We start from the raw sequence: 15864 nt of genomic DNA on the forward strand, positions 1-15864 counted from the left end.
GTTCGTTGGTCGTGAACAACTGGCTGCCGTTGACCGCCTCCGTGCTGGTCGAGGATAGAAGTCCTGCATTCAGCCCGCTTATGGTGTTGTTGTTCAGCTGCATGTTGCCAAGCACGCTGATGCCGGAATCAGCCTTCAGCTCCAGCATCCCATTGTAGTAACCGGTTACCCGCGCAGTCGCTGCGGAAAACCCCATGCTACCGTCAGCTTCGCCTCGATTGTTCAGTGAGAACGAATAGTCCTGATCGCCACACGTCAAGGCGACCGGTGCCGTGCTTCCGGATCCCAGGGATTTACCCGAATTGGGAGTTCCGGTGCCATCGGGATTGCACAGCTGCAAGCCGGAATTTTGTGCCAAGGCCATCGGCATGATTTGTAGTGTCATAAGAGCCAAAGCCACACCGCCAATAGCGCGAATGGTCGTGCGGGCACGCTTGCCGCCGCTCAGTCGAGCATGCTCGGAAGCGACAACAAACTGGCCCAATTTCACACTCCAAATCTTGGTGAATATTCTGTTCATCGTGAAATCCTCTTCTGATTTTTTCGATTGATTCGCATTGGATAGGCGGCTCTTCATAGACGATTCGCGCGAAATCCAAGACACTCCCACGTGTCATTGTTCCAGGCGATAACACCATCGCCCGACGGGGCTTGTGCATGCTGCTGGGGGAGGCCGGTACGGAAGTCATCGTGGCAGAAGCGTCTTCTTCCGATGCGTTGATCGAGGCGCTGGAGAAGATCGATGGAGATCTGCTTGTCACCGACTTCAACATGCCCTCCAGGCAGGAGCATGCCCGCTCTCATGCGTGGGCCTGAGGGCGATATGCCGAGGAACGAAGTCGCGCCGGACCTGAAGACAGCAATGATGCAGGACGCACGACTTTCCCTGGGGATCAATCAGGATCGCTGGCATCCCCATCCAGAAACTGCTCTACGAACCGGACCGCGTTCTGCAGTACCTCATCCAGGTCGGCGCCCTCTGGTAGGTTTGGCTGGACCAGGCGTTGGTCATTCATCACTATCGCAAATACGAATGCTCGCTTGCCCAGTGGCTGCCATGCCGTGACGTGATAATCGACCCGTCGGTACGCCGCATCGAAGACGGCGCTGGCCACGGGTGGCTGTCTGGTTTGCATGTTTTCGTCGCGCTGGGGTTCCACCAGCGCTTCGTCGTTGGGCGGCGTAGCCGCCTGGGTCCCGAACCTCACCAGCCGCGGTGCGGACAGGCGCACACATCTTGCCGACACGACGCCGGAGACGCCGCCCAGGGTGGCGGGCCGGAGGCCCAGCGAGGGCATCAGTATTGCGGTCTTGCCTTGCGGCACTGGTCTGGACATAGGGGCACCCAAGAATCTGCGAGGTCAAGGCAGTCTGGGTACAACCGGCATCACGCGCATCAGTAAAAGGCGCGGGCCGGACGTGCGTAGTCTTACTGAGCGCCCGGCGTCTGCCGGGAGGCAGAATGGCCAATCCGCGCTTCCACGCGACCTTCATGCCCCGGGTACAACCCTGTGCGCTGCCCGGTTCGTACCGCAAGGAGTGACCTCATGCTTCCCGCCCCGCTCCGACGTATTGCTGTCCAGTTGTTTGACAACGGCGTGCTGCGGCTGATCTTCGAGAACACCCGCAATATGGCGGTGTCCACGCTGATCACGGCCGCCGGCCTCGACGTCGTACGGGCCGGGCCAGGTGACCTGGACCTGCTTCATCCGACCCTGGCCGGTTACGCCGTCGTGGCCATCGGTGTCGCGCTGCTGCTGCTCAATCTGATGGACGGCCTGTGGCGGCTCAGCCGCATGAAGTCCCATCTGATCCTGCAGGTGCTGCTGTGCTGTGCCTACGCCTTCATCTTCTGGCGAGTCGTGTACCTGGTGTTGTACTTCAAGGCCGGAGGCGGCGGCGGCATGACAGCGGGACAGTGACATGAACACGGAAAAGCCCGATGCAATGCACCGGGCTTTCCAGGTATCCGAATGCTGCCGGCGTGGAGCCGGCAGCCTGTAGCCTGGATCACTCCCCGAAGATGATCCCAACACCCACCCGGAACAGCGGCGCATCGCCCCGCGCGGCAGAGACACCGGTGTTGAAGTTCACCTTGCCGTTCTCGCTCCAGCGGGAGATGCCGACGCCCAACGCGGTTTCGCCCTTGTAGCTGGCCATGCCTGCATTGAGGGTCACCCGACCGGGCACATACGGGGTGGTCATGATCAGTGCGGCCGATGCAGCGATGCCCTTGTTGGCGCTACGCTCCACATCGTCGATCCGGCCGCCCAGTTCGCTCCACATGTCGTCGATGCGCTGGTCGGTGTAGTCCTTGGCGGCAGAAAGCGTCTGTGCGTTGGCTTCCTTCATCTGGCCCACATTCGCCGCGTCGGTATCGGCGGTGCCGGCGGCCACGTTGGTGATCTGGCGCTCATTGCCGGCCGAGCCCACCGAAACGCTGTCCTCGCGATCGGCAACAGAGCCTTCGCCGAGGGCGACCGAGCCGTCGGCGCTGGCCGACGCGCCGTTGCCGATGGCGGTTGAGCCCTTTCCGCTGGCCGAAGCACCCTCGCCAATGGCGACGCTGCCCTCGCCTTCCCCGCCATGGCCCGGGTTCGGGTCGGGGTTGGGACCCGGGTCCGGGTTCGGCCCGGGGCCGGGGTTGGACGGGGTGGATTCCAGCTCACTCACGCGATCTTCCAGTCCATCCACCTGGCCCTGCAACGCATCGCGGATCTGCGCCAGCTGGCCGCCGTTCACCGCCTGGCGGCTGCCGGCACCAATCATGCCGTCTGCCACGTTGTTCAGCACGGCGCCGTTCGGCCCGGCGAAACTGACACTACGGGTACCGTCCGCGCTGGCGGCACTGTCGTAGGTCACCGCTTCCATTGCCTTGCCGGTCTCGTCCACCAGGCCGACGGCCTTGAGCTGGGCAACGTTGACTGCGTCGTTGTCTTCCTCGCCTGCGGCGACACCGCTGAGGCGGCGGTCGCCTTCCGTGCCGGCGAAGCTGACTTCCTTGCCGCCCGCGGCTGCACCCACCTGGATGGCCCCGGTCGTGGGGTCCTGCCCGACCAGATCATCGCCGCCTGCACCCGACTCCAACAGCCCGATGCGGCGGCTGTTGTCGGTCACGCGGGTGTCCAGACCGGAGATCAGATCCTTGTGGCTGGCGATGTCGTTCGCGTTCTGGCCGATGTCGGCAGTGTTGGTTTCAATCCTGTCCTGGTTGGCGGCAATATCGGTGGCGTTCTGGCCGATCCCGGTGGTGTTGGCCTCGATGGCGGACACGTTGCTGGCAATATCGGCAGCGTTCCGGCCAATGTCGGCGGCGTTGGCCTGCACGGCGTCGTTCACCGTGGTCAGCTGCGCCACGTTCACCGCATCATTGTCTTCGGTACCCGCGGCCACGCCACTCAGGCGACGGTCGCCGTCGGTGCCCGCGAAGTTGACTTCATTACCGCCCACGGCTGCGCCGACGCCGATCACACCGGTCTCAGCGTCCTGGCCGACCAGGTCATCGCCGCCCGCCCCCGATTCCAGCGAGGTGACGCGCGTGTCCAGGCCTTCAATGGCAGTGGTGTTGGTGCCAACCCGGGTGTCCAGACCCGTGATCGAGGCAGTGTTTACCGCGATATCACGGGTGTTCTGGCCGATGTCGGTGGCGTTGGTTTCGATCTTGCCTAGGTTGGCTGCGATATCGGCAGCGTTCTGGCCAATCCCGGTTGCGTTGCTTTCGATCTTGCCCGCGTTGGCCGCAATATCGCTGGCGTTCTGCCCGATGCCGGTGGCATTGGTCTCGATCCTGCCCGCGTTGGCCGCGATATCGCTGGCGTTCTGGCCGATTTCGGTCGCGTTGGCTTCGATCTTGCCCAGGTTAGCCGCAATATCGCGGGTGTTCTGCCCGATGTCGACAGCATTGGCCTGCACGGCGTCGTTCACCGTGGTCAGCTGCGCCACGTTCACCGCATCGTTGTCTTCGGTACCTGCGGCCACGCCACCCAGGCGACGGTCGCCGTCGGTGCCGGCGAAGTTGACCTCGCTACCGCCCACGGCCGCGCCGACACCGATCACGCCGCTGTCCGCATCCTGGCCGATCAGCGGGTCGCCGGCGCCGCCGTCTTCCAGCGTGCCCACGCGCGCATCCAGATCACCCAGCGCGTCGCCCACCGTGTTGAAGGTTGCACCGTTTCCGAAGACGTACGACGGTCCCTTGAACGCACCCGTTTCGGTATTGAAGCCGGCACCGCCGCCCAGCGCCTGGGCGGCGCCCTGCAGCTGGCCGAAGGTGGCGGCGTGGTGGCTCTGCGTGCCGGCGGCCACGTTGGTGATCCTGCGCTTGAGCGAGTTGCTGCCCACCGACACCGTCATGTCTTCATCGGCCACCGACTCGGCGCCCAGTGCCACCGACCGTTCGCCGGAGGCACTGCTGTAGGCACCCAGCGCCATGGCTTTGTCGGCCTTCATGTAATGCCAGTCCGGGTCATCCATGTTCATGCCCACCTTGGCACCTTCGCCGATGGCGATGCCGTGCATGCCGCCCGAACCGGCGGGACCTTCCGGATCGCGCTCGACGCTGGCGTCATGGCCAATGGCAATGCCGCCCACGGCGGTGGAACCCGCGTTCGAGCCGAGCGCGATGGTGTTGCGCGCCTCGGCATTGGCGCCGGTGCCCACGGCAATGGCATCCAGGCCACCAGCAGCGGCAGCGGCACCGCTGCTGTTGACCACCATGTAGTCCGCCGAATCTCCGGCGCGGACCGAGCGCGACGTTGCCTCTTCAACAGCATCGCACTGCTGTTCGTCCACGGCGTCGCCTGCGACGCTGACGCACGCCGGTGCGACCCCGGGCTGCAGGGGCAGCTCGGCGTCCGGTGCCGCCGCAGCAGTAACGGCACTGCAGGAAAGCAGCGCCGAAGCCAGCAGCAGTGCGCGGGTCTTGCGCTTGCGGCGGCCGCTCGAGAGTTCAGAGGCAACAACCCAGGTCTTGAGCGAAGCGCTCCAGATGATTCGATAGATGATGTTCATTTGATAATCCAGGAAGAAGGCGGTGCATTGGGGAAGCGATGTCGACGTTCTTCCCGTTGCCCTGCCAGCTGCGAGGAATACCGCCACGAATGAGTGGCGCATTCTCGGGACGGGCTGTTCCTGGAAATATCCAATTAGTTTCAAATACGGAAACAGCGGACTCGCCGTTTACCCTGACTTAACAAGGGTGACGGCAGGATTCCGCTTGACGGGGGTCAAGGAGGGGGCCCATGGCTGCTCGGATATCGATATTCCCCGTTGGTTTGGCCCTGCTGCTGATGACATTCATGTTTGTCACGGGGTGCCAGCGCCTGCGGGAAGCAGGAATCCCCGGTTTCGGACAAGACCAGCGTGCGGGCCGGGCAGCCAGTTGCGAGGGCGTGCCGCCGTGGCGCAGCCCGGCGCCGAACGGCGTCGGCGCCTATAACCCCGGCGATCGGGTGCAGAACCGGGGACAGGTATATGCCTGTACCGAATGGGGCGATGGCCGTTTCTGCAACCAGGATGCCTTTGAGCCGGGCACCGCCACCGAGCATCTCTGGCGTGATGCCTGGGAGGCCCAGGGCAGCTGCACCGTTCCGGACGCTACCTTCGCCGGCAACCGCCTTTCCCTGGTCCTGCCCGCCACCCCGCCGGACACCACGCCCGGGCCGGTTACCGGTACCGTGCGCTGCACCGGACCGAACGCCAGCGTGCGCAGTTTCACCGGGGAATGGGGCCAGAGCATCACCGTCGACGACCTGGGCCGGTGTGATTATCAGCTCTACATCAAAGGCGTTGGGGGTCAGCTTCCGCTCAATACACCGGCGATACTGCCGTTCACCGAAACCGGCGGCCAGGTGATCACGTTCGAAGCGCGCTTCCGCCCGGAGGTGCCGCTTCAGGATCTGGTATTGGCACCCGGGGTCACCATCGAGGTCTTCGCTACCGGCCTGCTGCAGCCACGCCAGATGGCGATGGGCAACCATGTGCTCTACGTGGGCTCCAGCGCCATTCCGCATTTCGCCTACGACAAGCGCATTGCCGATTTCATCTATGCACTGCCCCTGGACGGTGAAGGCAAGCCCACCGGCGTGCAACTGCTGGCGACACGACTGCAGGAACCGCATGGCGTGGCCTATCGCAATGGCGACCTCTACTTCGGCTCCACCGGCGGGCTGTACCGGATCAAGGAGGTGGACACGCACCTGGATAATCCGATCGCCGAGACGTTGATGGTGTTCCCTGCCGACGACACCCGCGTGAAACTTCCCCCCTCCGGCGATGACGGCCCCTACCGGGTGTGGCACCAGAAGCACCCGCTGTATTTCAATCCGAACGATCCAGCCGACGACAACCTGTACACGGCCGTCGGGATTCCCTGCAATATCTGCAAGGTGCCGCAGGATACCCGTTACGGTTCGGTGCTGAAGTACAACGTCCGCACCGGCGAATCCACGCTGCTGGCCACGGGTGTGCGTAATGCGGTGGGCCTGGCCTGGCATCCGGATACCGGGCAGATATGGTTCAGCGACAACAACCGCCAGGGGTTTCTCAACACCGACGAGATCAACCGCATCTCCCGCACCGGCGAGTTTTTCGGCGTGCCATACGTATTCGGCAAGTCCACGCTCGGGTATACGCAGGCCGAGTTCGACGATCCCCAAGCCCCGAACGACGGCAAGCTGCTGCCGGGCGCGATCATTTCAGACCTGATGCCCGACGAGATCGACATCCGTCGACAGACCCCGCCGGTGTACCCCCTGGCATCCAATTCGGCACCGCTTGGCATTCACTTCTGGAACCACTATCCCGCGCCTGCAGGTGCGCGGCAGCTGCTGGTGGCGCAGCATGGCGGCGGCACCGCGGAAGACCCATCCACCGACGTCCGCATGTTGACCGTGCTCAACAACAAGGTGGTGCACGACGTGCCGCTGATCACCGGCTGGAAGCCCCCGAGCGGGGCCTTCACCGGGAAGCCGGTGGACTTCCTGGAACTGCCCGACGGCAGCCTGCTGATCTCGGACGACGTGGCCGGCGTCATCTACAAGGTCACCTACACCCCCGACTCCCTGCCCCAGACCACCCTGTCGTTCCAGGTGCCCGCCAGTGCGCCCGTCCCTGCCCTGGCCGACGCCAAGCCCAGCGGCATCCTCACCGAACCTTCCGGGAAGCAGCGCCTGGTGCAGCTGGGCTGGGGTGCGCCGCCGCTGACCTTCGCGGGGCTGGCGCCGGGCGAATATGTGTTCGAGATGCGCGATGCGGGCGACTGGGTCCCGGTAACCCGCGAGCAGACCTTCACCCTCGCCGAAGAGGGGATCACTACCGTGGAGCTCGGCTACCGGGAGCCCGTCCAGGTCAGGGCGGACATCATCATCAAGGCGCCACCGCGCCCCAGCAACGTCACTGCGCCGAACTGGACCGTCCACCTGCGCACCATCGGCGAATCCGGAGAGGGGGAACCCCTGGTCGTGGAATGGGGCCAGCAGCTGCGCCACGAGGTCGGGAATGGCGAATACAACGTGGTCTATCCATACTTCGAGGCCGCCATGCCCTCGCCTACTCTGGACAAGGTGCGGGTAGACGAGAACTCCGGCGACCCGACTGTCGCCCCCACGTATACGCCGGTGGAGTCGCTGGGCAAGACCGTCCTGGAGGAGACCTGCTCCGGCTGCCATCAGCCGCTGTTCTGGGACAACGGCGACCTCGCGGACCGATGGGACAGCGCAGGGGTGGACCTGCTGATCACCAAGATCGAGTCGATGGGCGTCCCCGGCCATTGCGACCGTACCTGCTCCAGCGCGACCGCCCACTACCTGCTGGATACCGTATGGGGAGACTATCTGGACCCGCCCCCAGCGGTCGGCACCCGCCAGGTGCGCCTGCTGGCCACCGACGAATACGCCAGCGCCGTACAGGATGTTCTCGGGGTCGTGGTCGACAAGGCGGACGTGCCACCGGAGAATTCGTACAAGTCATTCAAATACCCAGCCCCTGCTGCGTTGGGCGTGGTTCGCAAGGACCCGCTCTACCAGTATTACCTGCTGGCCCGAAAAGTGGCGCAGGGCGCAGACCTGGACGCGCTGGGATATACCCCGGGGAGCGACGCCACGCCGTTCGTGGGGAGCATTGGCCGGCTGATGTTCAGGCGACCGCTGCTGCCGGCCGAGGTAACCCGCTACAAGGCCGTGCTCGACATCTCCGATGGCGACATGGAGGGGCCGCGGCTGATGCTGGCGAGCATGCTGATGTCGCCCCATTTCCTGTACCGGCAGGAACTGGGCCAGGCGATTGACGACGGCTCGGGCGACTACCGGCTCGATCCCTACGAAACCGCAACAGCGCTTTCGTTCGCATACCTGGGCACCACGCCTGACGATGCGCTGCTGGCCAAGGCGGCCAATGGCGAGCTGGCCACGCAGGAGCAGATCAACGCCACTGCGTCGGAGATGATGCAGTCGCCCAGGGGCCTGGCCCAGTTCGAGCGATTTGTGCGCTATTACACGCGCACCCTGCAGGCCATGGGCGAAAAGCCCGGGCTGGGCAAGCCATTGATCGACGCCATGGGGCAGGAGCAGTCGCTCAGCGTGCGTTATCTGATGGGTGAAGGTTCGGGCAACGTCCGCGATCTTTTCAACCCGGCGTACACCTACCTCAACCAGGCGCTGGCCCAGCATTACGGCATCACCGGTGTGGCCGGCGACCAGATGCAACGCGTTCCCCTTCCGGCCGGGGGCGATCGGGGAGGACTGCTGCACCAGGGGCAGTTCCAGATCACGCACTCCGGCCAGGACACCAGCGGCCTGATACCTCGCGGGTTCCGTATCCGCGAGCAGTTCTTCTGCCATGTGTTCGGCACCCCCATCGCCGATCCGGGCAACCCGCAGTTTCCCGATCACGGCGTCACGATGCGCTTCCGCTGGGACCTCATCAATGGCAGGTATGCCGATGAAACCTGCTGGAACTGCCACAAGTTCGTGAACGACACCGGCGCGTCCATGGAGAATTACGACTGGACGGGAAAATTCCGCACCCAGGAGTTCGCGGTGAACCCGCCTTACACCAGCCAACGGGTGGACCTGGACGCCACGCTTGATTTCCGCAACGCAAGCGATACCGGCTACTGGGGAACCAACCTGCGGAACGTGCGCGGGATTGCCGAGCTGATTCCGGACAACCCCTCGGCAATGAGCTGCCTCGCCGATGGCTATCTGCGTTACACCCTGGGCACGGAAGTGACCCCCAACGTGGTCAGCCTGCACAGCCACCTGCGCCGCCAGCTCATGGAGAACGGGGACATGCGCAGGATGCTGCTGGATATCGCAGCGTCCCCCTCGTTCACCCGGCGCAAGGACATCGCCAGGAAGGTACGCATCGACGCCCCCGTCTACGAACATCCTGCAAGGAAACCGCCCCAATGAACGCTGCTTCCGGACGTCGACGTTTCCTCATTGGCGCGGCCTGTGCGGGCGTTGCCGCCGCCGCTGCCGTTCCCTTCTTCAGCCGCCCGGGCCTGGCGCGACTGGCCACGGCCGGGCGCCGTGCAGACGGCCCCAGAATCAAGGTCGTGTTCTTCGTGATACCCGATGGGCTGGGGATCAACGGCTTTGCCAGCGCTGGCGCCGAGTGGAACCCGCAAGGGGCGATCTGGCATCCGGCGGTGCCGGACGGGGTCACCGATACCGATCAGTTCACGCTGAACGTGGCCAGCCAGGCGCTGGAGAAGCACCGCGACAAGGCCCTGTTCCTGCGCTACCTGGAAAACTCCAGCGCGTTCGGCGGCCACAATGCGTGGACCAGCATCCTGCGCGCCACCGGCGGCGGCACCGGCAGCAGCATCGACGTGCTGCTGGCCAGGGCCCTGCCGGGCAACAATCCCGTGGTCGGAGCGGCCTTTGCCGGCCCCATGAGCAAAGTGGGCGTCGGCGGCAACGCGTGGTACGTGTCCTACGACAACGGGGTGATGCGCACTCCGCAGAAGGACCCGCGCGTGTTGTTCGAAAACCTGGTGGGCACCCCGGGCATCCTGCGCCGGACACGCAGCGCCTCTGCCATCCTCGACCCGGCCATGGCCGATCTGGAGGATATCCGCGGCAAAGTCCACGGCAGCGAGCGGGCAAAGCTGGACACCCACATGGATTCGATGGAGCAGCTGATCGAAGACATCGGCGGCACCCTGCCCCCGTCATGCGATGATGCCGCACCACCGGAAGCGCATCCCGTCGACGACCCGAATTTCCGCAATGAAGTGCAGGCCGCGCACCACCAGGTGATCGCCACGGCGCTCTCGTGCGGCATCATGCGCGTGGCCACGATCCAGGTCGCGTATTCCTCCGAACAGTCGCCCATTCCCGGGATCGACCCGCGCAGCGCGCACGACATCGCGCACTGGGGCCAGATGGGATCGGAAGAGTCCGCAGTGGAAGCGGACCGGCGACGCTGGCAGGACCGCGCCACGTGGTACACCGCCAAAGTAAGCGATTTCCTGGATACGCTGTCCCGTTATGCGGACCCTGACGTGCCCGGCGATTCGCTGCTTGACCACACCCTGGTGGTGTACACCAGCGAGATGGCCTGCGGTGCGCGCGAGCACATGATGGACATGCCGCTGGTGTTCCTCGGCGGCGCCAGTGGCCGCCTGATCAACGGCACCGGCAATGGCCGCTACTACGACGTCATGGCCCTGGGCGATGTCGACAACCAATGGCAGACCGGCCGCCCCAGGCGGCTGGTCCGCATGCAACGGGTGTGGGGCGAACTGGGCCGGGCGCTCGGGGTGGAGGTGCCCTACGCAGGAAACATGGACCCCATACCGGACCTGTTCCGGCCTGCGTGACCAGCTGCGGCCGGGCACTCAGTTGCGCAGGTCATCCTTGTAGATCTTCCCGTCTTTCATGATCACGTTGAAATTCGTTTCCGGCCGGGTGATCACCGCGATGTCGGCGAGCGGGTCGCCGTCAACCAGCAGCAGGTCGGCCAGTGCGCCCTCCTCCACCACGCCGAGGCGACCGGCATAGGGGCTGCGCTTGCCAGACAATGCCAGCAGTTGGGCGTTGGTACCGGTGGCCATGATCAGGGTCTCAGCCGGTGTATACCAGCGGGTCAGGCCGGCCAGGATGTGGTTCTGACGGGAGGCCAGCGCGCTGGAGAACAGCACGTCGGTACCAAAAGCGGTCTTGAGCTTGTACTTGATGGCAAAGCGGTAGGTCTGGTCGGTCCCGGCAAAGACCTCCTGCGCTTTTTCCCACTGCTCCGAACCCTTCGGGAAGGCGTTGGCCAGTTCCGGCGGGAACGGCTGGGTGCTGAGCCAGGTGCCGGTATCGCGGATCCGCCGGGCGGTGGCGTCATCCATCAGGCTGCCGTGCTCGATGCACTTCACCCCGGCACGGATGGACCGCTGGATCGCCTCCGGGGTGTAGGCATGCACGGTCACATAAGTGCCCCAGTCGGTGGCCGCGTCCACAGCGGCACGCAGCTCCGGCTCGGTGAAGGTCACCACGTCCAGCGGGCTGTGCGGCGAGGAGACGCCGCCACCGGCGGTGAGCTTGATCTGGCTGGCACCGCGCATCAGCTGCTCACGCACGCGCACCCGCAGCTCGTCGGGGGTATCGGCGATGGCACTGTCGCCGATCACGTCGTGCCGCGATCCGGGCTGGCCGACGGTGCGTGGCAGGTCGGAGGCCTCACGAAAATCGCCATGCCCGCTGGTCACCGTAATCATCGCACCGGAGGGCCAGATGCGCGGGCCCTCGGCATGCCCGGCGTCGATGGCGGACTTCAGGCCCCACACCGCACCACCGACGTCGCGTACGGTGGTGAACCCGCGCAGCAGGGTCTTGCGCGATTCGGCACCGGCCACGATGTTGATGTAGCCGGTGTCGGCCGTCAGCAACGTCTGGATCGGGATGCCGGCGAACATGCTGTGCCAGTGCATGTCGATCAGCCCGGGCATGAGCGTCCGGCCGCGCCCGTCGATGCGGCGTGCACCGGGGGCGTCGATGGCGCCGGTGGAAATGCGCGCGATGGTGTTGCCCTGCACCAGCACGTTGCTGGGAGCAGAGAGCCGCCCATGGGTGCCGTCGAAGATGCGCACGTTGGTGAAGAGCGTGGCGGTCGGCAGCGCTTCAGTCGTGGCGGCTTCTGGCGCTACACCTTCCGGCTCCTGCGGCATCACCGAATGCGCGCCAACCGAAGACGCCACGCCGATGGAAATCAAGGCACCCAGAATACGGACAGTCAATCGATGCGACATGGTACTGCACCCCCATAGCGGTTGTTGCGTTGGTATAAAAGCGCACGTGTTAGTGCCATGTGTTTGCGGGAAGTACTGGTCCTGGTTTCACCGCTGCATAACGACGCTGGGTGGGTAATTGAATTGTCTCTCCAGGAGTGGCTGTCATGACCGTGCTTTCCCGATTTGGCAAGGATCCCGGTTCCATCGGCGTGGCAATGAAATCCAGCTGGCAACGCCTGCTCATCGTTGGCGTGCTGCTGCTGGTGATGGGAGCGTTCGGCATCTATGCGTCCTCATTGATGGTACGCACCATGACGGTGCTGGTTGCGGGCCTGCTGGTGATCGCCGGCGCATTGCAGCTGGCCGAAGCCTTCCTGCTGCACGGGCTGCCCAGTTTTGCCATGACCATCCTGCTGGGGGCGGCGCAGATCATCGGCGGCATTGCCATCTACACGCATCCCGAATGGGCCGCCTACGCGGTGGCAACCACGGTGGCCGCAGTGCTGGTGGTACAGGCGATCGCGCAGATCAGCCTGGCGTTCCGTTTCCAACCCGGTGGAAAGCGCTGGATCTCGCTGGTATCCGGACTGGTCGCGCTGGTGGCCGCGGTGGTGTGCGTCAGTGGCGTGGCCTGGGCCGGCCGCGCGTCGGCCTCGTGGGGCGTGGGCCTGGCGCTGCTGGCGATGGGCGCGGCCTACATCGCCATCGCCCTGCTGTTCCGGCAGGATCGCCACCCCGCGCAACCGTCCGCCCCACACTAGAGTGCCGCTTCCAGGTAGGTGTAGATATAGTTGGAACCGCCGTCCACGGTGCCCAGCATCTGGGCCGAGCCGAAGATGCCCGAACGGTGCGAGATGCCGAACCCGAAATACAGCTCATGCCAGCGCTCGCTGCCGAAAATGTCGCCCAGGCTCACGTCGATGCTGGGATCCAGGTAGTTGAGCAGCTTGGAGGTGTTGCGCTCACGGCGTGCCTGCGACTGAACTTCGGCATAGGGCACGCGTTCGGCGTAGGACACGCCGAAGCCGAAGCCGAGCCGGGTCTTGACCCGGTGCGACCACGGGAAGCCATAGTAGAAGCCCTTCATGTAGGCATCGATCTGCCACGAATCGGGTTGGTGGCCGCGTTCGTTGTGGCGCAGCACGCCCACGTAGCCGACCAGGTCCAGCGGCCAGCCGTTGAGTCCGGACACGAACGGACGGCCCACATGCACGCCCCAGATGTCGGTGGGGTCTTCATCGTTCAGGTCCAGGCAACTGAAGGTCATGATCTTGACCATATGGCAGCCGTCGGCCGAATCGCGGCCGTAAAACACCTTTACGTACGTCGGAGTACCCTCCTTGTCCCAGCGTACCTGGCCGTTGCCGAAGTCGTAGGCGGCGCCGAGCATGGCGCCCCACTGCATGTCGCTGTCCACCAGCGGGCTGTTGCGGATCGTGCTGGAATAGCGTTTGACGAACACGCCACCGACCAGGCTCCAGTTCTGCAGGATGTGGTAGCGCCCGTACAGGCCGGCGGTGATGTCCACGCCGCTGCCGGCCGAGTACGCGGTGCGCTCGGGCGTTACTTCGTCGGGCGCCACGCCGAAGTAATAGTCGTTGAGCTTGGCGCTGCGCCAACCTACGGTGAGTACCGGCTGCAGCGCCCAGCGGTCGCTGCGCAAGGTGTAGCCGTAGCCGGCGCGCACTTCGGTGCCGTTGGAGTTGTTGGAGATGTCCTGGCGGACGGTGAAGTCCAGTGCGTGGTTGTCGCGCTTGAAGTAATAGCGTGCGCCCACGTCAGCTTCGCTGTTGCGGGTTTCCATGCCCTCGAGGATGTCCGGGGTTTCATCTTCCGGGTAGCCTTCCAGCCGGCGTTCGACGAACAGTTCCAGGCCCTGGTCCTCGCGTGGAGTGAAACGCACGCCCGCGGCGTTGGAGCGCAGGAAGAAGCGCTCGCCTTCGTACAGGTACAGCGGCATCAGGTCGATGCGGTCGTCGGCGCCCTTGTAGGGCGACGATTCGATCCGGCTGAGGAAGCCCAACCCGGCGCTGCCCGGCTCTTCAAGAATGGTACCGAGCATGGCGTCCTGCGCTGCCACGGGTGCGGTGGCGGCCAGCGCGACGGCCAGCAGCAGCGGTCTTGTTCTGTGGGATGCCATGACGTCTCCTACTTCACGAAGTCGTACTTGAGCGCGGTCTGCAGGCGGAACACGTCGCCGTTGGCACCACTCTGCTCCTGCAGCTTGCCGTACAGCAACTCCACGCCCCAGCTCCAGCTCGGCGCCGGCTGCCAGATGACGTTGGCGGCGGCGTAATCACTGCGGCGGAACGCGGTCGGATCGAGCAATGGGTCGCGTTCCAGGTACAGCCGGCTGTAGGTCACGGTGGAGCGCCAGCGCTGCGTCCAGTGGTGGGTGTAGCCCAGCCAGCCGCCATACTGCTGCAGCACCTGCAGGTCGCCCTGCGGGTCGACCACGCCATCGACGTTCAAGCCGCCCAGGTCGCCGATGAACGCCCCGATGCCCTGCCCGCCCACGGCGCCGAACACCATGTAATCGCCGTTGTCGCCCCAGCCCCAGGTCCCGCTCAGGGCCAGGCCGCCGGCGGTGGCGCTGTCGCTGCCTTCGTTGCTGTCCTGCGCCGAATCGTAGGCCAGGTAGCGCAGCAGGCCCGATGCCTGCAGGCTGCCCCAGTCCGCCTCATGCCGGGCGGCCAGTACCAGGTTGGGCGCGGCGGTGCGCGAGCGTTGGGTAACGCCGGAGAACTGCAGCTCCGGCGCCCGGTGCTCTGCGGCCAGGATCAACTGGTTGCCGTTGCCCAGCGGGAAGTACTGGCGGACGCTGGCCAGCCGTGCGAACGGCGATGCCGGCGGGCCGGCGAAATCCAGCGTATCCGGACCGGAATCCAGGTCCATGAAAGCCGACCAGCCAAAGCCCACGTAGGTATTGCCAAGCTGGCCCCAGGCGTGGCGCAGGCGATAGCCGTAGCTGCCACCAGAACCGAAGAAATCGTTCTGGATCAGGAACCGCAGTTGGCCGGCGCCGGTATCGCGCCGGCCTTCGATGGTCAGCCGGGTCTGCCGGGCGTGCATGTTGAACCGCGTGCTGTCCCGGCCACCATCGACCGGAATGGAGGATGGAACGAACTCGTCGGTCACCCCGGCATCGCCGCTGTCGAACATCGCATCCAGCTTGGCGTAGCCGCCCAACCGCAACCAGGTGCCGGTGCCGGGAATGAGGAAGAAGCCCTCCAGCCCGTCGCCCGGTGGCACCTCATTGTCGACACGGGCGCTGGCCTGGTCGTCCTCATCGAAGGTTTCGCGTGGCGGCAGCGGCGATGGCGGTACGTTCAATGCTGCCGGCGTGGCCGCAACCAGCGGTGCGGCAGGCACCGAAACCGCGCTGGGCGTCGCCGCCACGGCACTGGCCGGCTGCGTGGGCGCCGCCGGGGCGGTGCTGGCCTGCCCGGATTCGAGCGCCTGGATGCGCGCAGTGAGCATGTCCACGGTCTGGCGCAGCCGCTGTATCTCCGCGTCCTGGGTGGCGTCGCGGGTCTGTGCGGCGACGGCGCCGGGCAGCAGCACGGCAGCCAGGCAAAGTGATCGGGTAGGAATGCGCATGGAAGGCGGCCCTCGCTGGGAAGTCGAAAACACGGAATGGA

General features: G+C 65.1%; 11 protein-coding genes. 5 read left to right on the forward strand and 6 right to left on the reverse strand.

Features of this window, described 5'->3' with window-relative positions; all coding sequences use genetic code 11:
- A partial coding sequence (locus WIX41_RS00005; RefSeq protein ID WP_339445115.1) for an ESPR domain-containing protein occupies window positions 1–577 on the reverse strand: 577 nt, incomplete at its 3' end.
- Between the two features lie 80 nt (window positions 578–657).
- On the opposite strand from WIX41_RS00005, the gene WIX41_RS00010 reads away from it, so the two are divergent.
- Window positions 658–816, forward strand: a complete 159-nt coding sequence (locus tag WIX41_RS00010) for a hypothetical protein (protein WP_339445117.1) — start codon at window positions 658–660, stop codon at window positions 814–816.
- Between the two features lie 77 nt (window positions 817–893).
- Here WIX41_RS00010 and WIX41_RS00015 read toward each other — a convergent pair whose 3' ends face one another.
- Window positions 894–1337, reverse strand: coding sequence for a hypothetical protein (locus WIX41_RS00015; RefSeq protein ID WP_339445119.1), 444 nt, complete (start codon window positions 1335–1337; stop codon window positions 894–896).
- Window positions 1338–1547: 210 nt separating this feature from the next.
- Here WIX41_RS00015 and WIX41_RS00020 point away from each other — a divergent pair, with 210 nt between their 5' ends.
- A complete protein-coding gene (locus tag WIX41_RS00020; protein WP_339445121.1) occupies window positions 1548–1922 on the forward strand; it encodes a hypothetical protein in 375 nt (124 codons plus the stop codon).
- Window positions 1923–2010: 88 nt separating this feature from the next.
- Here the strand turns inward: WIX41_RS00020 and WIX41_RS00025 are convergent, their stop codons facing one another.
- Window positions 2011–5010: a YadA-like family protein gene (locus tag WIX41_RS00025; protein WP_339445123.1), complete on the reverse strand. Its 3000-nt coding sequence runs from the start codon at window positions 5008–5010 to the stop codon at window positions 2011–2013.
- 380 nt (window positions 5011–5390) lie between these two features.
- On the opposite strand from WIX41_RS00025, the gene WIX41_RS00030 reads away from it, so the two are divergent.
- Together WIX41_RS00030 and WIX41_RS00035 are read left to right on the forward strand one after the other, a co-directional pair.
- Window positions 5391–9410, forward strand: coding sequence for a DUF1592 domain-containing protein (locus tag WIX41_RS00030; protein WP_339445125.1), 4020 nt, complete (start codon window positions 5391–5393; stop codon window positions 9408–9410).
- Window positions 9407–10825 carry a DUF1552 domain-containing protein gene (locus WIX41_RS00035; RefSeq protein ID WP_339445127.1) on the forward strand — a complete coding sequence of 473 codons (1419 nt, stop codon included), beginning with the start codon at window positions 9407–9409 and terminating at the stop codon, window positions 10823–10825. Before WIX41_RS00030 ends, WIX41_RS00035 begins: the two co-directional genes overlap by 4 nt.
- Window positions 10826–10843: 18 nt before the next feature.
- Here WIX41_RS00035 and WIX41_RS00040 read toward each other — a convergent pair whose 3' ends face one another.
- Complete coding sequence (locus WIX41_RS00040; protein WP_339445129.1) at window positions 10844–12229, reverse strand: metal-dependent hydrolase family protein; 1386 nt, start codon at window positions 12227–12229, stop codon at window positions 10844–10846.
- Between the two features lie 158 nt (window positions 12230–12387).
- Here WIX41_RS00040 and WIX41_RS00045 point away from each other — a divergent pair, with 158 nt between their 5' ends.
- Window positions 12388–12984: a DUF308 domain-containing protein gene (locus WIX41_RS00045; protein WP_339445131.1), complete on the forward strand. Its 597-nt coding sequence runs from the start codon at window positions 12388–12390 to the stop codon at window positions 12982–12984.
- Here the strand turns inward: WIX41_RS00045 and WIX41_RS00050 are convergent.
- A complete protein-coding gene (locus WIX41_RS00050; RefSeq protein WP_339445133.1) occupies window positions 12981–14363 on the reverse strand; it encodes a MipA/OmpV family protein in 1383 nt (460 codons plus the stop codon). The genes WIX41_RS00045 and WIX41_RS00050 overlap by 4 nt on opposite strands.
- An 8-nt stretch (window positions 14364–14371) precedes the next feature.
- Complete coding sequence (locus WIX41_RS00055; RefSeq protein WP_339445135.1) at window positions 14372–15823, reverse strand: DcaP family trimeric outer membrane transporter; 1452 nt, start codon at window positions 15821–15823, stop codon at window positions 14372–14374.
- Window positions 15824–15864: the final 41 nt, after the last annotated feature.

Origin of the sequence: Stenotrophomonas sp. AB1(2024) (assembly GCF_037482345.1) — a bacterium.
Classification (GTDB): domain Bacteria; phylum Pseudomonadota; class Gammaproteobacteria; order Xanthomonadales; family Xanthomonadaceae; genus Stenotrophomonas.

Bases quoted from the DNA above. Each gene is read 5' to 3' on its own strand.
- WIX41_RS00035 (WP_339445127.1), top strand. From the start codon at position 9,407: ATGAACGCTGCTTCCGGACGTCGACGTTTCCTCATTGGCGCGGCCTGT.
- WIX41_RS00050 (WP_339445133.1), bottom strand. From the start codon at position 14,363: ATGGCATCCCACAGAACAAGACCGCTGCTGCTGGCCGTCGCGCTGGCC.
- WIX41_RS00020 (WP_339445121.1), top strand. From the start codon at position 1,548: ATGCTTCCCGCCCCGCTCCGACGTATTGCTGTCCAGTTGTTTGACAAC.
- WIX41_RS00010 (WP_339445117.1), top strand. From the start codon at position 658: ATGCTGCTGGGGGAGGCCGGTACGGAAGTCATCGTGGCAGAAGCGTCT.
- WIX41_RS00015 (WP_339445119.1), bottom strand. From the start codon at position 1,337: ATGTCCAGACCAGTGCCGCAAGGCAAGACCGCAATACTGATGCCCTCG.
- WIX41_RS00025 (WP_339445123.1), bottom strand. From the start codon at position 5,010: ATGAACATCATCTATCGAATCATCTGGAGCGCTTCGCTCAAGACCTGG.
- WIX41_RS00055 (WP_339445135.1), bottom strand. From the start codon at position 15,823: ATGCGCATTCCTACCCGATCACTTTGCCTGGCTGCCGTGCTGCTGCCC.
- WIX41_RS00045 (WP_339445131.1), top strand. From the start codon at position 12,388: ATGACCGTGCTTTCCCGATTTGGCAAGGATCCCGGTTCCATCGGCGTG.